General features: G+C 62.5%; 17 protein-coding genes. 2 read left to right on the top strand and 15 right to left on the bottom strand.

All coding sequences use genetic code 11. The features are described 5' to 3' along the window. Nucleotides 1-19 precede the first annotated feature (19 nt). From tcdA to J2887_RS18665, 12 genes are all read right to left on the bottom strand, one after another. On the bottom strand, nucleotides 20-853 hold the full coding sequence (gene tcdA / locus J2887_RS18720) for a tRNA cyclic N6-threonylcarbamoyladenosine(37) synthase TcdA (protein ID WP_227172641.1): 834 nt from the start codon (nucleotides 851-853) through the stop codon (nucleotides 20-22). Nucleotides 854-930: 77 nt separating this feature from the next. After that, complete coding sequence (locus tag J2887_RS18715; RefSeq protein ID WP_227172640.1) at nucleotides 931-2,415, bottom strand: right-handed parallel beta-helix repeat-containing protein; 1,485 nt, start codon at nucleotides 2,413-2,415, stop codon at nucleotides 931-933. Between the two features lie 32 nt (nucleotides 2,416-2,447). After that, on the bottom strand, nucleotides 2,448-3,557 hold the full coding sequence (locus tag J2887_RS18710) for an alginate lyase family protein (RefSeq protein WP_227172639.1): 1,110 nt from the start codon (nucleotides 3,555-3,557) through the stop codon (nucleotides 2,448-2,450). Continuing rightward, nucleotides 3,548-4,996, bottom strand: a complete 1,449-nt coding sequence (locus J2887_RS18705; RefSeq protein ID WP_227172638.1) for an alginate O-acetyltransferase AlgX-related protein — start codon at nucleotides 4,994-4,996, stop codon at nucleotides 3,548-3,550. The genes J2887_RS18710 and J2887_RS18705 overlap by 10 nt, the downstream gene beginning before the upstream one ends. Continuing rightward, nucleotides 4,993-5,634, bottom strand: a complete 642-nt coding sequence (locus tag J2887_RS18700; protein WP_227172637.1) for an alginate O-acetyltransferase AlgF — start codon at nucleotides 5,632-5,634, stop codon at nucleotides 4,993-4,995. Before J2887_RS18700 ends, J2887_RS18705 begins: the two co-directional genes overlap by 4 nt. Before the next feature lie 14 nt (nucleotides 5,635-5,648). Continuing rightward, nucleotides 5,649-6,755: an alginate O-acetyltransferase AlgX-related protein gene (locus J2887_RS18695; protein ID WP_227172636.1), complete on the bottom strand. Its 1,107-nt coding sequence runs from the start codon at nucleotides 6,753-6,755 to the stop codon at nucleotides 5,649-5,651. 9 nt (nucleotides 6,756-6,764) lie between these two features. Then, nucleotides 6,765-8,189 carry an MBOAT family O-acyltransferase gene (locus J2887_RS18690; protein WP_227172635.1) on the bottom strand — a complete coding sequence of 475 codons (1,425 nt, stop codon included), beginning with the start codon at nucleotides 8,187-8,189 and terminating at the stop codon, nucleotides 6,765-6,767. Nucleotides 8,190-8,198: 9 nt separating this feature from the next. Further along, complete coding sequence (locus J2887_RS18685; RefSeq protein ID WP_227172634.1) at nucleotides 8,199-9,542, bottom strand: alginate export family protein; 1,344 nt, start codon at nucleotides 9,540-9,542, stop codon at nucleotides 8,199-8,201. After that, complete coding sequence (locus J2887_RS18680) at nucleotides 9,539-10,873, bottom strand: hypothetical protein (RefSeq protein ID WP_227172633.1); 1,335 nt, start codon at nucleotides 10,871-10,873, stop codon at nucleotides 9,539-9,541. The genes J2887_RS18685 and J2887_RS18680 overlap by 4 nt, the downstream gene beginning before the upstream one ends. Nucleotides 10,874-10,887: 14 nt before the next feature. Next, nucleotides 10,888-12,018: a PilZ domain-containing protein gene (locus J2887_RS18675; RefSeq protein ID WP_227172632.1), complete on the bottom strand. Its 1,131-nt coding sequence runs from the start codon at nucleotides 12,016-12,018 to the stop codon at nucleotides 10,888-10,890. A gap of 10 nt (nucleotides 12,019-12,028) precedes the next feature. Continuing rightward, nucleotides 12,029-13,555, bottom strand: coding sequence for a glycosyltransferase family 2 protein (locus J2887_RS18670; protein WP_227172631.1), 1,527 nt, complete (start codon nucleotides 13,553-13,555; stop codon nucleotides 12,029-12,031). Nucleotides 13,556-13,637: 82 nt separating this feature from the next. Next, nucleotides 13,638-14,951: a nucleotide sugar dehydrogenase gene (locus J2887_RS18665; RefSeq protein ID WP_227172630.1), complete on the bottom strand. Its 1,314-nt coding sequence runs from the start codon at nucleotides 14,949-14,951 to the stop codon at nucleotides 13,638-13,640. Nucleotides 14,952-15,804: 853 nt separating this feature from the next. Between J2887_RS18665 and J2887_RS18660 the strand changes: the two genes are divergently transcribed. After that, nucleotides 15,805-16,545 (top strand): SDR family NAD(P)-dependent oxidoreductase, encoded by a 741-nt coding sequence (locus tag J2887_RS18660; RefSeq protein ID WP_227172629.1) that lies wholly within the window; start codon nucleotides 15,805-15,807, stop codon nucleotides 16,543-16,545. Nucleotides 16,546-16,588: 43 nt separating this feature from the next. On the opposite strand, the gene J2887_RS18655 is transcribed toward J2887_RS18660, so the two are convergent. Beyond that, nucleotides 16,589-17,230 (bottom strand): ChrR family anti-sigma-E factor, encoded by a 642-nt coding sequence (locus tag J2887_RS18655; protein WP_227172628.1) that lies wholly within the window; start codon nucleotides 17,228-17,230, stop codon nucleotides 16,589-16,591. Then, the gene (locus J2887_RS18650) at nucleotides 17,227-17,874 is read right to left on the bottom strand and encodes a sigma-70 family RNA polymerase sigma factor (protein ID WP_227172627.1); all 648 of its coding nucleotides are present in this window, start codon (nucleotides 17,872-17,874) and stop codon (nucleotides 17,227-17,229) included. The genes J2887_RS18655 and J2887_RS18650 overlap by 4 nt, the downstream gene beginning before the upstream one ends. Nucleotides 17,875-18,069: 195 nt before the next feature. Here J2887_RS18650 and J2887_RS18645 point away from each other — a divergent pair, with 195 nt between their 5' ends. Continuing rightward, nucleotides 18,070-19,116, top strand: a complete 1,047-nt coding sequence (locus J2887_RS18645) for an AraC family transcriptional regulator (protein WP_227172626.1) — start codon at nucleotides 18,070-18,072, stop codon at nucleotides 19,114-19,116. Here the strand turns inward: J2887_RS18645 and speA are convergent, their stop codons facing one another. Next, entirely contained in the window at nucleotides 19,117-21,021 is a 1,905-nt protein-coding gene (gene speA, locus J2887_RS18640; RefSeq protein ID WP_227172625.1) for a biosynthetic arginine decarboxylase, read from the bottom strand. Nucleotides 21,022-21,113 lie beyond the last annotated feature (92 nt).

Below are 21,113 nucleotides of genomic sequence, written 5' to 3'. Positions count from 1 at the left end.
TGGGGTGATTCGGGGCGAATCAGAGGCTCTTTGTACTATCGTCAAGCTGGGCCCGCCTTGCAATGCGATTGAGCAGGCGGGAGGCGGCCACAAAGCCGAAGGTGGCGGTCACCGGGCTGGCGGCGCCAAAGCCGGTGGCGCAGTCGAGGCGCACCGGGCCGTCGGTATCGGGCTTCTGCAGGCAGACCTCGCCATCGGCCGCCGGGTAGGTGAGCTGTTCCAGCGAATACACCGCCTCAATGCCGAAGCGGCGCTTGGGGTTGCGGGAAAACCCATACTCCCGTCGCAGCATGTTGCGCACCTTGGCCAGCAGCGGGTCCTGGGTGGTGCGGCTGAGGTCGGCCACCTGGATCTGGGTCGGGTCCATCTGGCCGCCCGCGCCGCCGGCGCACACCAGCGGGATCTTGCGACGTTTGCAGTGGGCGATCAGCGCGGCCTTGGCCTTGACGCTGTCGATGGCGTCGATCACACCGGTGAGGTCGTCCCCCAGCAGGTCCGCTACATTCTTCGGCGTCAGGAAACCGAAATGGGGCTCAATGCGGGCGTGGGGATTGATCGCCCGAAGCCGTTCCGCCAGGGCGTCGGTCTTGGTACGACCGTACTGGCCGGTGAGGGCGTGGGACTGGCGGTTGGTGTTGGAGACACAGATGTCGTCCATGTCGATCAGGGTGATGGTGCCAACGCCGCTGCGGGCAATGGCCTCCGCCGCCCAGGACCCAACCCCGCCGAGTCCGACGATGACCAGGTGCGCCTGGCGAAAGGCCGCCAGTGCCCGGCGGCCATAGAGCCGTTCAATACCGCCGAAGCGGTGCTGGAAATCGGCGTCTGCGGTGGAAAGCGTGTTCTCAGCCATGTGTTGTGAATCGGTGGCCGCAATGGAGCGCAGAGTGTACCTGATGGCGGCGGCCGGCTCCATGGGGCCGACGTCGTCTACGGACAACCCCTACGCCCGGTGGCCTGGAATCGGGGCCGGTTGTGTTCGTCCGCGCGGATATCCACCGGACAGCCGTGACGGAACAGTTGCTGGGCCAGTTCGCTCTGCAGCGGTGCCAGATAGCCCTGCAGCCAGTCGTACTCAATGGTCGCCAGTTCAAGTTGGTTGTCCGCCATCGCCAGCCGGGCCAGCGCCGCGCCGGTCAGCATGGCCTGGTCGCTGCGGCCGATGTGGTTACGCCAGAGCAGCAGCTCCACCTCGCCCGCCGGCTGGCGGGCGTCTACCCGCAGGGCCGGCCGCCGGTTGTGGCGAAAACGGTTGCCGGTCAGCGAGGCCTGGATTGGCCCCTGTAGTTGCACGCCGCTGAGCTGATTGCCCGCGACCACCGAATCTGCCAGTCGCAGGCGGGCAGGGCCGTTGGCGGAGAGTGCCAGGCCGTGGCTGCCGCTGTGGCCGATGACCGATCGCAGCAGGGTCAGCTCGCCGCTGAAGCCGGGGGATTCCAGGGCGGACTTATGGGCGCCGGCAAACAGGGTGTCGGCAACCCGGAGCCGGCTGTTGCCCTGGACACGCAGACTGCTGTTCAGCCGGGTGTCGCGAAATTCGCTGGTGCGCACCCGCAGACGGCTGTCGATGGCATCAATGCCGTAGTGACGGTTGCGGTGGAATTCGCTGTCGCTGATCCAGGCTTCGCCCTGGCGCAGCTCTAGCCCGCTGCTGAGGTTGTCAAAGCGGCTGTGACGAGCCACCAGCCGTGCCGGTGGCAGATTGGCCGACTGGGCCTGGCTGCGGGCGAGGGTCAGGCCCCGGCTGAGATGGGCGTCATAGCCCAGCCGGTCGAGCACGGCGCCATCGAGCCAGGTGCGGCTGCCGGCCCAGCCGGTGATGAACGGCCGGTACTGGGCGATGCGGGCGCGGGGACGCTGGCCCTGCCAGACCGTGACGGTGGCATCCTGAACGGTGAGGTCGCCGCGATTGATGATGGCGGCACCGGCGTAGATGTCGAGATAAAGGGTGGTGTCCTGGACGATCAAGCCGGCATCGGCGCCGATCACCACCGGGTAGCTGAGCAGGTAGCCATCCTTGTGGGGGCGTAGTACTCGCGAATCACCCAACTGCCGCTGCAGGGTGGCCAGGTCGACGTTGCCACCGCGCAGGTGAACCCCCCGTGGATGCTGCTGCTGGTAGTTGGCGATGACCGCAAACAGGCCGTTGTGGGTAAACGGCTCGAATGGCCAGCTGCCCTGCTCGGAAGAAAACAGCGGTGCGATGGTGGCCTGGCCGCGGGATGACCGGCTACGGGGCTGGGGTGGTTCGGGCCAGTTGACCGGGCTGTTGGTATTGGTGCTGAGGGCGGCGATGTCCGCCATCAGATCGGCGTGGCCGCTGCCGGGGGCTAGTAGCAGCGCAAGCAGCGCGCTGGTCAGGGCCGCGCGAAGGCCCTGGCTGGCCTTTGCGCCCGTGATTCTGTTGTGGCTCATGTTCTTCCATCCGCTAAAGGCTTTCCACCAGCTCATGGCTGAGGCCCCAGGCTGGCGGCGGGATACAGCGGGGCCAGCCGGCCACCGGCCTGGCTGTAGCCGTCGACGTTGCCGGCCTTGCGCTGGTACAGGGTCCACGCCACCGAGGGGCGGGGGTCGAGATCCAGCAGCGGCAGCAGCCAGGCAAACTTGTAGTCGGGCACCGGCTCCTGTTCCTGCGCCAGTACCGGCGGCAGGCGGGTGGGGGACAGTTCGGCGGCCACCACAAACCGCACCAGTGAGCGTAGGCGCTGGCGTTGGTCGGCGGACATCGCATGGCCGTTGGCGGCAGCGTGTCGGGCCAGCAACGCCAGGGGATTGAGGGCGTAGTTGAGGTAGTTGGTGGCGAGGTGGGCACGGGCCACTTCGTTGGGCAGCCAGCCCAGCTGGCCACTGTCGTCCTGCTCAATCTGGCTCAGTGCCCGGTCAAAGATTCGATAGCCCAGTTCACTGAAGGCCGGTTGCTCTAGGGCCATGGCGGTCACCACCAGTGCCCAGCCGGCCCAGTAGTCGTGGTTATTGAAGTAGCGGAAGTCGGGATCAAGCCGGGGCGCATACTCCCGTTCCACCTGGGAGGCCAGTGCGGCGAGCCACTCCCGTTCTGGGTCGGTGAGGCGGAATGGCTGGGCGTCGGTGCTCAGGCGCTGCAGCTTCCAGGCGGCGGTAGCGATGGAAGCCAGGCTCCACTTGCGCACCGCCACCCCGGTCTTGCTGGCGTCGGTGCTCAGTAGCGCGCCGGCGTCGGCCCAGCTGCCCAGAGCGCCATGGAAGCAGGCAAGGGCGCCGCGCCGGTGGCGGTCGCCGGTATGGCTGAGGTAATAGTCGGCAAAGCCCACCACCTGCTTGCTGTAGGCCTGGATCTGCGCCTTGATGGCTTCCGGTTCTGCCGCCAGCTCGGTTCTCAGGGTGGACTTGCTGGCATCGCTCTGGTCGTACTTGCTGGGCAGTTGCAGGTGGCCGGTGTAGGGCACCACCACCTCCCGCGGGCAGTCGGCGCTGACCGGCTGGGTGGGCACGCCTGCCGGTACCGCCTGTGCCAGCGCCTGGGGCAGTACCCACAGGCTGGTCAGTAGCAGGGCATTCAGGGTGCGGTTCAGCGACATAGTCGAATCTCCATCTCCGAGGCTGTGGCCGTGGTCTGGGTCGGCTCGATGAACACCGACAGCAGGTTGGCTTCGGCCAGGCGGGGTGAGCGGGACAGCGCCAGATAGTACTGGCCACCGGCCACTGCTGCCGGGCGGCGTATCCAGACCTTATCCCGCTCGCCGTTGTCGTAGTAGGTAATAATGTAGAACGCTTTGAGGTCCGGGTCGCTGAAACGTAGGTCCAGGTAACCGTCGAGACCACGCAGGTCGCGGTACTGGTCACCGGTGTTGCTGAGCACTTCGTACCGCTGATGCACCTGGAGCGCCGGCAGTGCCAGGGTCTGGCGACGAATCTGGCGGTCGCCGCGGCAGCGGCCGCTGACGGCGGGCAGCAGCTGGCGATACATCAGCGGGTCATCCAGCCGGTAGTTCAGCGGCAGCTCCCACAGAATCGCCGCCGGTGGCTGTGCCGGGTCGTAGTCGGCGGAGTGGAGAAACTGCTGCAGCGCGCCGGCGGCTCCGGCCCCCGGCAGGGCATGGTTGAGCACGTCGGTGGCCAGGGCCTGTTTGAGGAAACCGTCGAAGTTGTAGTTCTTCTGGTCGTCGTCCCGTGCGGCGGAGTTGCTGGTGCCGACCAGTACGGCCTCGGGCCTTGGCGGGTCGCCAAACAGCGCCGCCTGGTTCTGCTGCTGCGCCGGCCGGGTCTGGTAGGTGCGCAGGTACTGGTGGCCATAGTGATTGCCACAGATCTGGCCCAGGCCACTGTTGAGGGAGCCGCGCTTTCGGATCACCGCCCCGGGCTCGGTGACGAAGGCCTGTGGTGGCAGTCGCTGGCGCAACGGATGATCGGCTAGGGCCACGCCCACACGCTCGGCGGTGGCGCGGGCGCCGGCGGGGGTCCAGTGATGATCGCGGCGGAAGAAGTAGTCGGCCTCCGGCGGCTGGTCCACCAGTGGCAGCATGTCGGGCACAATGGCGCCGGCCCGCCGCAACTGGGTCTGGAACCGTGCCATGCCCTGACGTGCCCGCTCGGCATCGAAGCCGGCGCGGTCGTCGGCCAGCAGGCGGTCCTGATGCATCAGGCCTCGAGTGGGCTGGAGAATCATCACCAGGGCGGTGTCTTGCCGGGCGAGGGTCGACACCAACTGCCGGAACCAGGCTTCGGCCTGGGCATCCGGAAAACCGAAGTCGGTGGCAAGGTCGGTTTCGCTGCGAAACAGCCAGCGCTCCTGCCCCGGTGTGATCATCCGCAGCGCTTTCATGGAGCCTTCGGCATAGTGTTCCGGGTCCGCGAGGCCAGGGCAGGCGAGGCAGCCCTGGTCGCAGGCGTCAGCGGGTGACATCAGTAGGGAGTCGGTGTTGTCGGACGACATGGTAGCGCCGGTGCTGGCAACAGTGGGTGTCGTGGCGAGAGCAAGGGCGACCAGCCAGGGCGCCATTGTTCTGATGGCAATCATGGGTCCCTCCGTGCCACAGTGTTGAGTTTGGCTTGGGCCACCGGCCCCTGCTCGGAGGACATCACCACATAGCTGTAGCTACGCCCCTTCCGTAACAGCAAGGGGGCAAACTCGGCGACGGCCTGCTGGCCCTGGTAGGCGGCAAAGCCCAGTTTGACCTCGTTGATCAGCCGTTCTCCCTGCTCTCCGGGCGCCAGGGTGTCTACCACTGCAATCTGGCCATCGGCGGTTTTCAGTGCCAGTGGCTGGGTGCTGAAGTTGTAGAACCAGATCTGGGCCTTGCGGGGATTCTGCGGCAGCGGTGCCTGTTGTTGCCGCAGCTGCTGGCCATCACTGATCAGGGTGGTGGCCTGGCCAGCGCCGATTGCAACGGTCAGCGCGTCGCCGTTGACGGTCACCTCGTATTCCCCCTCGCGCAGCACCAGAAAGTCTCCCAGCTGGGTGCCGCCCACCGCCTGGTTCAGGGCGTGAGCCGGTACCCTCAGCTCCGCCGGCGCCGCGGCGAGGTTGAGCAGGCGGACGAAGCCGGCGTCCGCCGGCAGGGCATCGTCATAGAGCGCCGCGTTGTCGTCGGCCCAGGCCAGTGAGGACAGGGTCATCAGCAGCAGGGCTGCCAGTTGGGGTAACCGGTACAGCATCGGGGTTCTCCTCGTCAGAACTGTTCATCCAGGGATTGCTGCCAGCTTTTGTTCGGGTCTAGCGGCTGCAACAGGGCCCGCACCGGGAATTCCCAGATCACGGTGTCCGGCTGGGCATCCCGGTGGGTGTCGGCCAGATAGCGTTCCATGGCGGCGTAGGGCCCAAGGGCTTCCACTGCAAAGGTACTGACCTCTCGAGCCAGGGCCTGTTGCAAAAAGCCGGTAAAGTGCCACCGCTCGATCTGGCTGTAAGACGTACCAACCAGATCGACTCCACGATCACTGTGATCGCCAAACAGGGCAGCGGTTGTCGGCATGGTCAGGTCGCCGTGGGTCTCAAAGCGGGGCACCACCTCACTGGCCTTGTAGCCCTCGGCAAGACCATCGCTGGTGAGGATGAAGCCGGTCAGGTCGCCCTGATAGCGGCTGTCGTCCAGACGTTCGGTACGGAATGACCGGTCGCCCTGCAGTTCGGGCCAGGTCCGGGCGATGGTGTCGGCGGCGAGCCGGGCCCCGCGGGGGCTCCAGTGGGTGTCCCGGGCCAGGAACAGGGGCGCGCCATCGCCGGCTGTCTGGTGAAACGCCGTGGCCAGGTCGACATGGGGCCACTGGCGCTGGTTCAGCGTTTCAATCAGGCGGGGGTAGAGGCGGGCGATCGGTGCCGGCAGGGGGCGGCCGAGGTATTGCGGGTAGGTGGCGACCTTCATGGGCACCGGCACCAGAATCAGTTGTTGCTGACGCCGGGCGAGGGCCTCGCGGAACTCCCCGATGCGGCTCAGGTGGCCGGCCAGCACTGCGTCCAGGCGGCTGGGGTACACCAGCTCCTCGGTGGTGTAGAGCCAGTGTTGCTGGCCCAGGACAACGCCGTTTTCGCCTTCGCGGAACACCAGGTAGCGCAGGTTGCCCCAGAACCGGATCGCCAGGTCCCGCAGCGGCAATTGCTGATCGAACTCGCCTTCAAAATCCCGCGCCAGCTCGCCATCCAGGTACAGGGTCAGGGCCTGGTCCTGGCTGCCGGCGTAGTGCAGCAGTTGCGGCACGCCGTAGATCATCATGGCAACCAGCAGCAGACAGAACAGGTAGCCGTTCCAGCGGCTGGCGCGAGTCATCACGGGAAACATCGGCGGCTCCTAGAACTGGAAGTACAGGAAGGGTGAGAAGGAGTTGGCCGCCAGCCGGCTGACCGCCAGGGCGAAACCCAGCCACAGCAGCCCGGCCTGCCAGCCGCGTACCTCCTGCATCAGGTAGGGGGCGCCTTCACGGGCGTAGAACCGTAGGTTGGTGCGCCCGGCGATCACCAGCCATACCACCGCCACCAGCACAAACGCGAGCGTCAGGCGGGAGCTGGCCAGCAGATAGGGCTCCAGGTAGCCGGGGCCGGAGAGGCCCAGCATGCCCTGATGAATCTGCAGCGAGTGGGCCAGATCGCCGGTGGTGAAGAACCCCATCATCATGATCATCAACAGCAGGTTCAGCAGGTGGCGCCAGCCGTTGTAGGGCGTGCGTGGGGTGGTGACCCAGCGGAACCGTCGCTCCAGCATCATCATCAGTGCGGTCACCAGCCCGAAGAAGAAGAACGCAAAGCTGGCGCCGTGCCAGATACCGGAAAGCAGCATGGTAACGAACAGCGCCCGGCCCGCGTTGACGCCACAGGCCTTCACCAGCGGACGGTAGACATAGTTCTGCAGGAAGTCGGCGAGGGTCAGGTGCCAGCGCCGCCAGAACTCGGTGAAACTCATGGCCAGGAAGGGCTGGTTGAAGTTCTCGGCGAAGCGGAAGCCCATCATCATGCCCAGACCAATGGCCATGTCGCTGTAGCCGGAGAAGTCGAAGTAGAGCTGGATGAACGCCACCGCAGTACCCAGCCAGGCATCGGCAAAGCCGGGATCGGGATTGCTCAGGAAGCGGTTGGCCAGGGGCGCGAGGGAATCGGCGATCAGCACCTTTTTGATAAAGCCCAGCATGAACCGGCTGGCGCCCAGGGAGAACAGCTCCCAGCTGTGTTCGCGCTGGCGCAGCTGCCGGTCGATGGTGCGGTAATGCAGGATGGGGCCGGCAATCAGCTGGGGAAACAGCGCGATGTAGGCAGCAAAATCGACAAAATGGCGGGCCGGCTGGGCGTGCCCGCGGTACACGTCCACCACATAGCTGATGGCCTGGAAGATATAGAACGACAGCCCCAGCGGCAGGATGATGTGCTCCAGGGTGAAAGTGTCGATGCCCAGCGGCTGCAGCAGGTCGTTCAGCACCTCGACGCCGAAGTTGGCGTACTTGAAGTAACCCAGCACCGCCAGGTTGCCGATGACCGCAACGGTGAGCAGACGAAACGCCAGCCCTGGAGCAGACTGACGGTACTGGTGCAGCCAGCGCCCAAACCCATAGTTCCAGTAGCTGACGGCGACGAACAGCAGCAGGAAATCCGGTCGCCACCAGGCGTAGAACAGGTAGCTGCCGGCGAGGATCACCAGCGATCGCCACTGTGGCCGTGCCAAGTAGTACACCGCCAGGAACAGCGGCAGGTACAGGAATAGGAAGACGTTGGAAGCGAAGATCATCGGCGTGCCCTACCAGCTCATCTCGGTATTGATCAGCCATTGCTGGTCATCACCACCTTCGGCCAGCGCCGACCCTGCATGGAACAGGCCCAGACTGGCACTTACCTGCCAGTTGAGCTGACTTCCGGCGAAGGCGAGTGGGAACATCCGCCAGCGATAGTCCAGGTCCAACGTTTGTCCCAGATCATGCCCCTGGCAGCGGTCGTTTCGGTCACTGATGCGTTCCAGGGGCAGCGGGCCGCTGGCGGAGCGGCAGTGCAGATTGCTGAGCATAACGGCCAGTCGCTGGCGGGTTGCCGGGTGGGCTTCCAGACGAAGGCCGTAAAACAGCGTGTTGCGAAGGCTGAGGTTAACCAGTGATCCCGCCATGGCCCCCCGCTCCCTTGGCTCAAACTGAAGGCGGTCGCTCTGCAGGCCGTTGAGGTAGAAGCCCTGAGCGCGGTCGTCGGTTATCACTGCCCGCACCGCCAGCCTGGGTTGCCAGGGCTGCTGGCGGAAGCGTTTGCCGGCTTCGCCTGCTAGGGCCCAGCCGCGGACACTGTCCTTACCATTGGTGTCTTGCCGTTGTCCCTGCAGCCACAGCGCTTCAAGGTGGTAGTCGGTGACCAGGGCCCGGTCCTCACGCTGGCGCTCACCGATGAATACCCCGGTGCGGACTGCACGGATGTCTTCCCGATCGTTGCGCCAGTCGGCGCCGGAGTGATCGAGCTCTGCCATCAGCCGGACCCCAGTCCATCCCTGTGGCGCCCAGCGCCAGGCAGCTTCCGAGAGCAGATAGCCGATGTCCCTGTCCTCCGGGTCGAGCCGGCCCTCGACGCTGTTGAAACTGTGTGGCCGTTGTCCGAGGGCGACAAAACCACGCTCGAAGGTGTCCTGCCACTGGAGACGGGCCGACGTCAGACTGGTGTCCCACCACAGCGCCAATGGTGACCGATAGGGCTGGCGACCGATGGTCAGGGACAGTCGGGGATCGTCCAGCAACCGCTCGCGGCGGACGTAGGCATCCCGCAGTTCCAGACTGTCACCTTCCGGGCTGGTGCCTTCGAACAGCGCGCTGTTGCTGTCGTCATCGGTGTAGGTCAGCCACAGTCGGGTGTGAAACTGCCAGTCGGGCCAGGCCCGTTGGGGCAGGTAAGCAGTCAGTGCAGGCTGGTAGCGCAGTTGGCCGAATCCGCGGTTGTCACTCCCCAGCGGGGCGTCACCGGGGCCATAGCCGATCTGGGCGGTAACTTTGTGCTGAAGCTGATAACGGGGCTGTTCGGTGGTGATAGTGTTAGCGGCGCCCCGGACCAGCGCCGGGAGTGTTAGGAGCAGCAGGAACAACCAGACAGATCGGAAGTGAAGGCGGCTCATATCGACTGCTCCAGGCGTTGTCGAAGAACGTGAACCAGGGCCTGACCGCGGCTGTGTTGCTCAGGGCTCAGACGGGTTTCCAGCTGTTGCCGTAACAGCCGGGCGCGTGCACTGCCCAGCAGCTCCGCAATGCGGGCGTAACCATAGCCCTTGACCGGGTCCGGGCACATGGCGCGGGTGCCAGCATACAGCGTAGCGACGCGGTAATGGGCGGCGGCGTTGGGTCGGGTTAACAGGGGTTGGTAGAGCGCCAGTGCGGCGCGGTGATCGGGTTCGTCCAGGCCACCGCTGCTGTATAGCTGTGCCATTGCGAGTTGTACCCGGTCAGGGTGGCGCGGTGCCAGGGTCTGGAGCTGCCGCTGTGCAGCTTCCGGGTCCAGGCTCGGCCAATCGTAAACCTGCAGTGCCTGGGCCCGGAGAAAGCCGGCCTCGTCCGGGTCCCGGAGGCTAATCTGTTCAATCAACCGGAAGGCGGCCTGGTGGTCGAATACATCGGGGTGGTCCAGCAGGTAGCCGGCCTTGGCCAGCAGTGCCTGAAACGAGCCCCAGGCAATGGCCTGGTCGAGCCAGAGCAGAATAGCGTTGTCGTGCTGGCGGGGTGTTCGGGTCAGGGTCACAGCGAGCATTTCCACCACCTCGGCGGGCAGCTCCGGCAAACGGCTTTGGTGGGCCTGGGCGACCGAGAGCAGGCCATCGAAGGCGTTGTCGCCGAGCATGCGGGAGTACAGCCCAACCGCCCGGGCGTCCAAGAGCATAGCCTGCCGGTAGCGCCGTTCTGCTTGCTCCAACTGGCCGCGGGCTTCCAGTAATCGGGCTTGGTAGGTGAGGGCACGGCAGTCCAGTACGCAGGCACGTTGGTATTGCCCGATCAGGTGCTCTACCTGATCAGAAGGCAGCAGTTCGGGGTATACCAGGAACAGGTCGAGCACGCTGTTGAGGGTCTCATCGTTGGCCAGCGGATCGAGCTGGTTCAGGCCCTGCTGCAGTAGCGAGCGGATCTGCTCGCGGAACAGCGGCATGCGATCGGCAATCTCCGACATCCCGGCCAGAGCCAGGGGCTTGCCATAGCCACGATCAAAGGCGCGCCAGTACCAGCCGATGGCCTCATGGGTGGTATCCAGTTGCTCCAGCGATACCAGTCGACTGGCAAGCAGACGCATGGACGGCCGGTCACCACGCTCTGCAAAACGCCGTAACGGTTCGATCACCTCGGTGTCCGGAGCCTGATGCAGCTGATAGCGAACCTGGGGTAGGCCGGTTTCAGCGGCGTTGGCCAGTGCCGACAGCACCATGGCAAGTGTCAGTGAAGCGTAGGAGACGGCTCGGATCATGGCAACAGTCTTACTCACAGGTCAAATGGCAAGCCGCGGTAAAGATCCACCGTGACCGGACTGAGGTAGCTGCTGCGCGGCAGTAACGTGTCCGGCTGGATGGTCAGTTCGATGGTGCCCTGTTGCGGCAGCAGCCGGGTACCGATGATGTCGCCGGTTAGTGGCCCGTCCACCCCATACACCTGCAGCGAGACCTGATCGATGGAGTCGATCTGGTCGATCACCCGGTAGGGAATCTGGGCCTTGACCGTCAGCGGCTGATCCTTTGGCAGCAGGTGCACCAGGCTGTCGCCACGGTAGGCGTAGCGGTCGGTGGCTGCCTGCGGGTAGTAAACGTCGCAGTCGCAGGGACTGGTGATCACGGTCTCAAGCGGTTGTTCACCCAGCAGCAGAGCGCGTTCCTCGGCACTCAACCGGGCCAGGGCTGGCAGCTGTTCCGGCAATTCCTGACGGCTGGCGAGCTGGCCGGAAACCGCGGCAACTGGCGTACCCGGGCTGACGCTGAGCTGGTCTGGAGGCAGCAGGAAGCGGGCAAAGCCGTTGTCCGGCATGTTCAGGTGGTAGGCGTTGGTGTCGACATGGGCCTGCACCGCCTCCACCCGGAACAGGTACAGGTAAAGCTTGTAGCCCAGAGCGCTGAGAATGCCCAGCCCGACCAGCAGGTACACCAGGGTGCCCAGTGCGGCCTTGAGCCGGTCGCCCCCGTTGCGGCTGTTATCGGCCTTTGTCTTGCGCTGTTTGATGTAGTTTTCCCGCTGCATCACCGTGAGTACGCCGTTGACGTCGACGATATCACCAGCGAGATAGGCAGAGATGACGTAGCGTAGGATGTCTCGCTTGCCTGGTGTCAGGTCGATGAACGCAACTCCGGTCACGTCGCCCCGTTGCTTGACTACCTTGACATCAGCCTCAAGGTTAAGACTTGCATTGTGTATATCAAGGGTCACTTGGGCTTTGAAAAGCTGCCCTTCTTGCAGCGGTTCCTCTGATATCAGCCCCAGCCCGCCCAAGGAAAGATCCTGGATCTGGCATTCGATGACATCAGTGTTGCCTATCAGTAAGGCCTTGGCCGGCACACGAGTACGCACATGCTGACGTTCATCGATAGCTTCGTGCACTATTTGTGGTTGTTTTGTGGTGGTCATGTCGTCTTCCTCAAAGCGAGGGGCTATGTGATAGGTAAATCAAACTGGCAACCGCACCAGAAAAAATGCCTACGGATGCAATCAGCATGGCTTTGGATGACAGTGCATTTAGCGCAGCGTCGATGTTGCCGCCACGAGCCAATTTGGTTTTTTGACGAGTCCAGCTCTGCTGGTCCATATGGAACATGGAGTAGACCTTCATCGCCGAGCCGGCGATCTGGTTGTAGTAGAGCACCAGCGGGTACAACGGGTTGATGGCGTGTCCGGACAGGCCGTACAGCAGCGTGGCGATGGTGCGGGAAATCAGTATCCACAGCAGGTAGAGCAGCAGGTACTGGGCCCCGAACAGCAAGGACGCCACCAGCGAAGCGCTGAGGCCAAGCAGGCAGGTCCACATCGAGATGCGCTGGTCGTACAGCACGTACATGGTGAACAGACCCAGCTGTCGCCGGCCCAGCAGGCGGGTGGTGCGGAAGTTTTGGCGCAGGGAGTTGCCGTACCAGCGGTACATCAGTTGCCGGGTGGCCTTCAGGAAACGGGGCTCCGGCGGGTGCTCCACGGTCAGGGTCAGGCTGTCGGGCACATAAAAGGTATCCCAGCCGGCCCGCATCAGGCTGAACCAGGACGACTTGTCATCACCGGTGAGGAACTGGAAGCGGCCCAGGCGCCAGTGCTCCAGGTGGTCCGCCTCGACATCGCGGATGAAGTCCGGATCAGTGAGCACCGTGGCGCGGAAGAACGACAGTCGCCCGGTCATGGTCAGCACCCGCTGGGACAACGCCATGGAGCACATGTTGACGTGGCGTTGGGCGAATCGCAGGGCGTGCCACTGGCGCATCAGCTCACTGCCCTCCACCTCGCAATACTCATTGGTGGTGAGGCCGCCGACATTGGGCAGGTAGCTGAAGAATTTGATGGCGTTGGCAACGCAGTCCGGCAGCATCAGGGTGTCACCGTCCACCACCCCTACAACCGCGTCCTCTGCCGGCATCTGCCGTGACAGCGCGCGGAAGGCGTGGGCCAGACCGTCCCGTTTGCCCGTGCCGCGGGCGCGGACGATCAGCAGCTTGATGCGATCAGGATGGCGGCAGGTCTGGCGCAGGATGTCCTTGATAAAGACTTCGTCGGCTTTCTCCACGATGGAGGCAATGATCGTAACGGGCCGCTCCAGCCGTTCCACTTCCTGGAACACCGAGCGGTAGACCTTGAAGGTGGTGTGGGTGGGAATGCGAAAGCTGGTGACCACCATGAACACCTCCGAGGGCAGCGCCCGGTCTCCCAGCCGCTCCACCGCCCGGCGCATTCGGGGGAAGCGCCAGTACAGGAAGTACATGCCCCGCAGGTAATGCATGATGGCATTGCCGTAGCGCCAGGTGCCAATGATGCCCAACAGGAAAATGAACTTTTTGTGATTTGGGTCCAGATAGCGTGCATCAACCGAGTCGGCAAGCAAGGCAATGAAACCAAATAGCAGAAGCCAGCCCAGGAAGCGCTGAGCCAGCTCCCGGTAGGTAGAAGGTCCCTTTGGTGTAGACATATCTCGAGTCCATCCAGCGTGCTCAAAGTTCATCGCTGCAGCGGAATATGTATCCGTGCTCGTTACTATTTGTTTTAGAGCTTTACCAGCAGACACCTTCCTGGTCTTGTCCAGTGACACCATCCATGAAGCCTACAAGGTCAAACAAGCGTTTTCCGGTATGTTCCTGTGAATCGACAACTGATTGGAAGATCTTTTCACCGTTCCCGATAACGATGACCTCTCCGTGGTCGATGACGGCATCAAGACTGTCATCCAGCAGTGAGGATAGGTGAGGGATGCGTGATTCGATGTAATCACGATTTGACCCATGAATTCGGGCGTACTGGACATTGGCGTCATAGAGTTTAAGTTCGTAGCCCTTGCCAATGAGGCGTTCGGCCAACTCCACCAAAGGGCTTTCGCGGAGGTCATCCGTGCCCGACTTGAAGCTTAGACCAAGCAAGGAGATTTTACGTTTACCAAAGCCGATGATCCGATCCACTGCAAGTTGCACTTGTAGTGCATTGCTGGGCATTAGCGAATTTAGCAGGGGCTGGGGGAGGTCGAGTTGTCGCGCACGATAGGTGAGCGCTCTGACATCCTTGGGCAGGCAGGACCCACCAAAAGCAAAGCCTGGCCGCATGTAGTAACGGGATATGTTTAGTTCGGTGTCCTGACAAACGACATTCATAACATCCCTGCCATCAATGCCAACGGCTTTTGAAATGTTACCGATTTCATTGGCGAAGGCGACTTTTGTCGCATGCCAGACGTTGCAGGTGTACTTGATCATTTCTGCCACTTCGATAGGGCGTCGAATCAATGGAGCGTCCAATTCCTGGTATATCTCCACGAGAGGAGCGCCAGATGCGTCATCCAACTCACCGATAACCGTCATCGGTGGGTTTTCATAATCGGCAATGGCACTTGACTCCCTTAAAAATTCTGGATTCATGGCTACGCCAAAATCCACACCAGCTTTTTTGCCTGATGCATGCTCCAATGCCGGGATCACTACGTCGCGAATAGTGCCTGGCAATACCGTGCTGCGAACGACTACAGTATGACGGGTGGCCTTATCTCGGAGAGCATCACCGATTTGCTGGCAGACTGTTCTTACGAAGGTTAGGTCCAGATCTCCGTTGGCTTTGCTCGGTGTGCCAACACAAATCATTGAAAGATCGCTTTCCAATACGGCCTGTCTGACATTTGTAGTGGCTGTGATTCGATGATTGCGAACGCCTTCCTGAATAAGCGTTTCTAGACCAGGTTCGACAATCGGTGAGCGACCTTGATTGATGATGTCTATTTTCGTTTGAGCGACGTCGACCCCTACAACAGTATGACCTCGCTTTGAAAGGCAGGCCGCGCAGACTGCACCTACATAACCAAGGCCGAGAATGCTGATCATCATAGATTTATCCTCTTCACTTACCTGTTCAAATGAGTTGCAGTCAATTGTTGCTGTCGGAAGTCAAACTCAACAGTTGTGATCATCTACCAATTTCGAGGGGTTCGTGTTGGTATAACGTGATCGGGCGGCGAATTAATGTCGGTAACGACAAGATATTTGCGTCAAAAGTTTGCTGCTCGTCTCGGTTCGTGACTGTGTGTTTCGTATATGCCGATTTCTAAGGAAGTACGGCCAGGTTATTCAATTGAGCGTCTTTTCAAGCGCCTGTCAGTCTGTGACTGGTGTCTCGTTTTAGACTGTCGGTGGGATTTGACCTTAAGCAGAGCATTTCGGCAATGCTTGAAAATAAAAGAATTGTAAATTAATCAGGTCGTTATGGTTTTTTGTGTGTAAAGTAAATCGACGTTAAGGGGTGGTTTGGACACTGTATATGTCGTTGATGGCGAGACTTCTTTGGGTTGAGTGGAAAAAAGTCTGACGCAATTCTTGGCGGGTAGCGTTGTTTAAGAGATAGGTAGTGTTTAACGGTTGGTGGGGGAGGGCGATTTAATCTTTTTTGGGGAGGAGGGTGTAAAGTTTTCTGACAAATAAAAAGGCCACGCAATGCGTGGCCGAAAGCAGTATTGCTCGACCCCAGAGGGGTGAGCCGGACTAGTTCAGAGACACTAATCAACGTAATCATTCTCTGCTATTGGCCGGGGCTGGAGAAGGTCAGAAGCTGACAGCTGTCGGTCATTTTCGGCCACGCCGGCCGGTGCGTGGTGGTCGGAATTCGCCAGCCGGGCGTACCGTTCTGGTAACCCGGGCCCTGCCCGGCTTTGGTCCGATTGATGCCCGCAGAGGAGATTCCGCTATGACCGACCGTTCGATCCACAACGTTGTGCTGGTGGGCGCAGGTGGCGGCATTGGCCGGGCGCTGTTGAATGCGTTGCTGGCGGATGCCGGGGTTGAGCGGGTGATCACGCTGTCGCGGCGAACACACAGCTCGTCCGACTCCCGGGTAATCCCGCTGACCTGGGACTCACAGGCAGCGAGTCCCGACGAGGTGCAGCGGGCACTTACCGGGGTGCTGGCGCCGGCCATCCGGATCGACACGGTGATATACGCCGCCGGTCTGCTCCACGATCACGACCTGGCCCCCGAGAAGAGGTTGCAGGATGTTGACCCGGGGGCGTTGGTGAAAGCGTTCCAGATCAACGCGGTGGGGCTGGCGTTGGTAATGCAGGCGTTGCGACCCTGGTTGGGTCGGGTGCCGCTGCTGCGGGTGATGGCCTTGTCAGCCAAGGTCGGATCGATTGGCGACAACCGTCTGGGAGGCTGGTACGCCTACCGGATGTCGAAAGCGGCATTGAACATGCTAGTGGCCAATTTGGCCATCGAGCTCCAGCGCCAGTATCGCTCCGTGGCCTGTGTGGCGGTGCATCCCGGCACCACCCGGACCGCGTTGAGTGCGCCGTTTCAGGAGTCGCTGCGACAGCTGGAGGTGCACGATCCGGAGGACACGGCGGTCAACCTGCTGCGCATCCTTGGTGGTTTGGGGAGTGATGATAATGGCCGCTTCCTGAACTGGGACGGTACCGAGTTGCCCTGGTAAGTGAGCGCGGAGCCGTGCCCGGTACCAGTGAACTGCCTTCAGTTCAGCGGATAAACGGATTGAGCAGGCGGGTGAAGGTACCGGTCAGCTTCAGCGGCGCGCTCAGAATCGACAGCGAGATGCAGTCGTCGTGGCCGACGGCCACCGGTTTGTGAGTATCGTTCTGGTCCAGCACCACGAAGTCCCACTGGTTGAACACACCACTGTGGTCCACAAACGCCCCCTGCAGCACGATGGTGGTCTCGGTGCCCCGGTGGGTGTGGCTGGGGGCCTTGCCGCCGGCGGTCAGCTTCTGCAGCACCACCCGTTCGGACTGCTCCGGAAAATAGTCGCTGATGTCGAACACGCTGGCGTCCGCCAGTTGCCGTTTCCAGGGCAGGCTGTTGAGGTCGTCGGTGTCGAGCAGCTTGTGCAGGGCATCGCGCGGGTCCCGTGGCATAACGATTGCTCCCTGCGCCGGCTCGGCGTCTATGCGGTCGAGAATGGCGTCAAAGGTACCGGCCGCTACCGGTTCCCTGGGCTGGCTCTCAACGATCATCGCACCCAGGCTGTCGAGGGCGTCAACGCGGCTGCGACAGTGGGGGCAGTGATCCAGATGCAGGCGGATGCACAGGGCATGGGGATCGCTCAGGGTCCCGGCGCTGTACTCCATCAGGCTCAGGGTGTCGGGGTGATGCGACGTCATGACTTCTGGTCCTGCAACAGTACTTTCAGTTTCTTCAGGGCGAGGCGGACCCGGCTTTTCACCGTGCCCAGGGGGATGTCCAGCTCTTCCGCCACGGTCTGGTGGGACTTCTGCTCCATGTAGACCTTGGCAATCACCGTGATCTGCTCTTCCGGCAGATGCACCAGGGACTCCCGAATCCGCCGTTCCGACATCAGCCGGTGCAGGGACGTTACCGGTTCGTCCTCCTGCTCTCCGGGTACCTGCCACAGGTCCTCGGTCTCCACGGTGATTTCCTTATTGGTACGGCGGAGCTTGCGCAGCAGGTCCACCCGCTGGTTACGGGCGATGGTGAAGATCCAGGTGGAGGCCGCGGCCTTGCGCCAGTCGTACAGGCAGGAGCGCCGCCAGATCGAGATAAAGACCTCCTGCACTAGCTCCTCTGCCTGATGGGGCAGACCGTTGGCGATGGCGTAGTGTTTGATCTGTGGCCCGAAGTGCTGAAACAGCGACTGGAAGGCTTCCCGGTCCTGGTGTTTGCCCACCTTTTCCAGCAGCTGGCTCCAGGGGTCACGGGGACTGTCTGCCCGGTGGGCAGTTGGCTCCAGCGTCGTCACTGGACGCTCCTTGGCTTTGGCGTGGCTTGTTACGGTTTGAGTCATCATTCTAGGCACTCGTCCGGCGTCTGTCAGTGGCTACTGGTGAAAAGCTTTACGTCCGGTCGTGGCTATTGGATTCATGGCGGGGGGAACGGTGATGCTGTTTTGACCATTTCTACACTGTCGCCGGGGCAGACAGGTGATTGCCGTTTTGATCAATGCAGTCTAGTGTTGTTGCGGTTTGCGATTCAGGGTTTCGGAATGTCCAGGTATTCATCCGAATTGGCAGTGGATCTGCCGGTGATCAAAGCGCATTACGCTGACATCCTCTGCCAGTTGCTGGAGGAGCGGGGTATCCGGCGTCAGCCATTGCTGAAGGCGGCGGCGATCCGGTCTTCGGCTCTCGAGCATCCGGACAATCTCATCACCATCAAGCAGTTTGTTGCACTCAGCCGGACGGCGCTGGAGCACAGTGGCGATCCGGCCCTGGGTCTGGCGTTTGGCCGCCGGCTCAAGTTCACCACCCACGGCGCTCTGTCCCAGGCGGCGATCAGCAGCGACACCATCGAAGAAGCGCTGAAAGTGCTGATCAAGTACTTCCGTATCCGCTTTCCCTACATGGGGCTGGATTTCTACACCGATGGCGATGACGCCGTGATTGAGCTGAAGGTGGAACACGATCTGCAGGATTTGTACGTGTTCAACGTTGAGGTGGTGCTGGCGTCGATCATGGAGGTCAATCTGCTGCTGTTCGGCACCCGCCTGCTGGAAGGCGGCTCGTGCCGACTGACCTACCCCAGACCCGCCCATTGGCAGGCCTATCAGGGACTGTTCGCCGATCAGGTGCGGTTTGACGCTTGCGCCAATCAGCTGCGCTTCCGGCGGCAGTTTCTGGATTTGCCCATCGCCCTGTCCAACCCGGTGGCACGGCGGGTGGCGGAGCAGCAGTGTGAGGAAGAGCAGCGCCAGTTGGAGTCCCAGACCGCTTCGGCGGCGGGCCGGGTGCGGCGGTTGCTGGAATCGGTGCGCACCGGGCGGCTGCCGGTGCTGGAACAGGTGGCCGACAGTCTCGGGGTGTCCTCCCGCACCCTGCGGCGGCAGCTCAGCGCCGAAGGGGTACGGTTCCAGGCCATTCTGGATCGGGTGCGTCATGCCCGGGCGCTGGAGCTGCTGACGGCATCAGCGGCCACCATCGATGACATTGCTGACCGGTTGGGCTACAGCGATCCATCGAACTTCGGTCGCGCCTTTCGCAAATGGGAGGGGGTGTCCCCCTCCGCCTATCGCGCCCGTCAGTCTTCCAGGTAGTCAGTCTTCCAGGTAAGTGTAGCCGTGAAGCCCGCTTTCCAGCTCTGCCAGCAGCCGCTCCTGGCTCAGGGCGTCGAGGTCACTGCGGGCAAACTTGCGGCGGTAGGCCTGTAGCAGCTGCTCCGGCTCGAAGTTCACGTAGCGGAGGATCTTCGCCACGGTATCGCCGGCGATGCTCTCGCTGATGCGGTAGCTGCCGTCCTCGTCCCGCCGGACATCCACCGAGTGGGTATCGCCGAACAGGTTGTGCATGTCGCCGAGGATTTCCTGATAGGCACCGGTCATGAAGAAGCCCAGCAGCAGTGGCTCGCCGTCATCCTCTGGCAGAGGCAGGGTGGTTTCCAGACCCTGGCCATCAACGTAGAGATCGATACGGCCGTCGGAATCGCAGGTGATGTCCTGGATCACCGCCCGCCGTGTCAGCGGCCGTTGCAGCCCCCGCAGCGGCAGGATCGGGAACACCTGGTCAATGCCCCACACATCCGGCAGTGACTGAAACAGCGAGAAATTGACGAACAGTTTGTCGGCGAGCTTTTCATTGAGCTCGTCGATGATTTCCCGGTGGGCCCGGTTGCTGCCGTTCAGGCGTTGGCGCAACTGCTGGCAGCAGCGGCTGTAGGTACGTTCCGCGGCGGCACGATGGGCCAGCCCCAGCAGGCCGTGGGCAAACTGGGCGTGGACATCGCTCAGGGCATGCAGGATGTCGTGGTACAGCTCCACCGGCGAGCGCGGGCTGTGCTGGGCCTGCAGTTCCTCCAGCGCCTGCCACAGGTCCTGCAGTGGCTGTGGGGCCGGTTCCGGCGGGGCCACGGGGTCGGCGCTGTCGGCGCTTTCGCGATCGATCACGTTGGTGATCAGCACCGCATGGTGGGCGGTCAGGGCGCGGCCGGATTCGCTGATCAGGTCCGGGTGGGGAATGCCGGCGCGGTCACACTCGGCCTGCAGGGTGTGGATAACGTTGTAGGCGTACTCTTCCACGCTGTAGTTCATCGAGCAACTGCTGCGGGTGCGGGTGCCTTCGTAATCCACCCCGAGGCCGCCGCCAATGTCGACGGTGGTGACCGGTGCTCCCAGCTGGCGCAATTCGCTGTAGAAGCGCGCGCATTCCCGCAGTCCGGTCTGGATATCGCGGATGTTGGCGATCTGGGAACCCAGGTGGAAGTGCAGCAGTTGCAGTGAATCCAGGGCATCCGCCTGCTCAAGGGTCTGGATCAGAGCCAGCACCTGGCTGGCGGACAGGCCAAACTTGGATTTCTCGCCGCCGGTGTTCTGCCAGTTACCCTTGCCAATGGTGGCCAGGCGTGCGCGTACGCCGATCAGCGGCTTGACCTTGAGCTGGCGGGCCTCTTCCAGGATCAGCGCCAGCTCGGACTGCTTCTCCACCACGATGTAGACCCGGTGACCGAGGGCCTGGCCGATCAGCGCCAGGCGCACGTACTCCCGGTCCTTGTAACCATTGCACACAATCACCGACCCAACCTGACTGAGTGCCAGCACCGCCATCAGTTCGGGCTTGCTGCCGGCCTCCAGACCGATCTGCTGACGACTGGCGGCGGGCTCGGCACGGATCAGCTCCTCCACCACCCGGCGCTGCTGGTTGACCTTGATCGGGTAAACCGCCGTGTAGCCCCCCTGATAGCCCTGGTCTGCGGCCACCTGGTTGAAGGCGTCGCACAGCCGGTTGACCCGGTCGTGGAGGATGTCGGTGAATCGCACCAGCACCGGCAGCTGACTGCCCCGGGCAACCAGGTCGCTGGCCAGTGCTGGCAGGCTGATGGCAGCGCCGGTTTCACCCCGGTCGGGCTGAATACAGACTTCCCCGTTACCGTTGACGTCGATATAGCCGTCGCTCCAGTGGGGAATGTTGTAGGTGTGACGGGCATTGGTGGAGACAAGATCGGTCATCGGGCGCAACCCTGTGCAATGTGTGCAACCTGCCTCTGGACGGGTGCCGGTGGACCCGGGCGTGGAGGCGGGATGGAAATTCTCTCCCGGAG

This window comes from Marinobacter sp. CA1 (genome assembly GCF_020546665.1).
GTDB lineage: Bacteria > Pseudomonadota > Gammaproteobacteria > Pseudomonadales > Oleiphilaceae > Marinobacter > Marinobacter xestospongiae.
The sequence above is the reverse complement of the archived record's forward strand: the minus strand, read 5'-3'. Positions and strand labels throughout refer to the sequence as shown.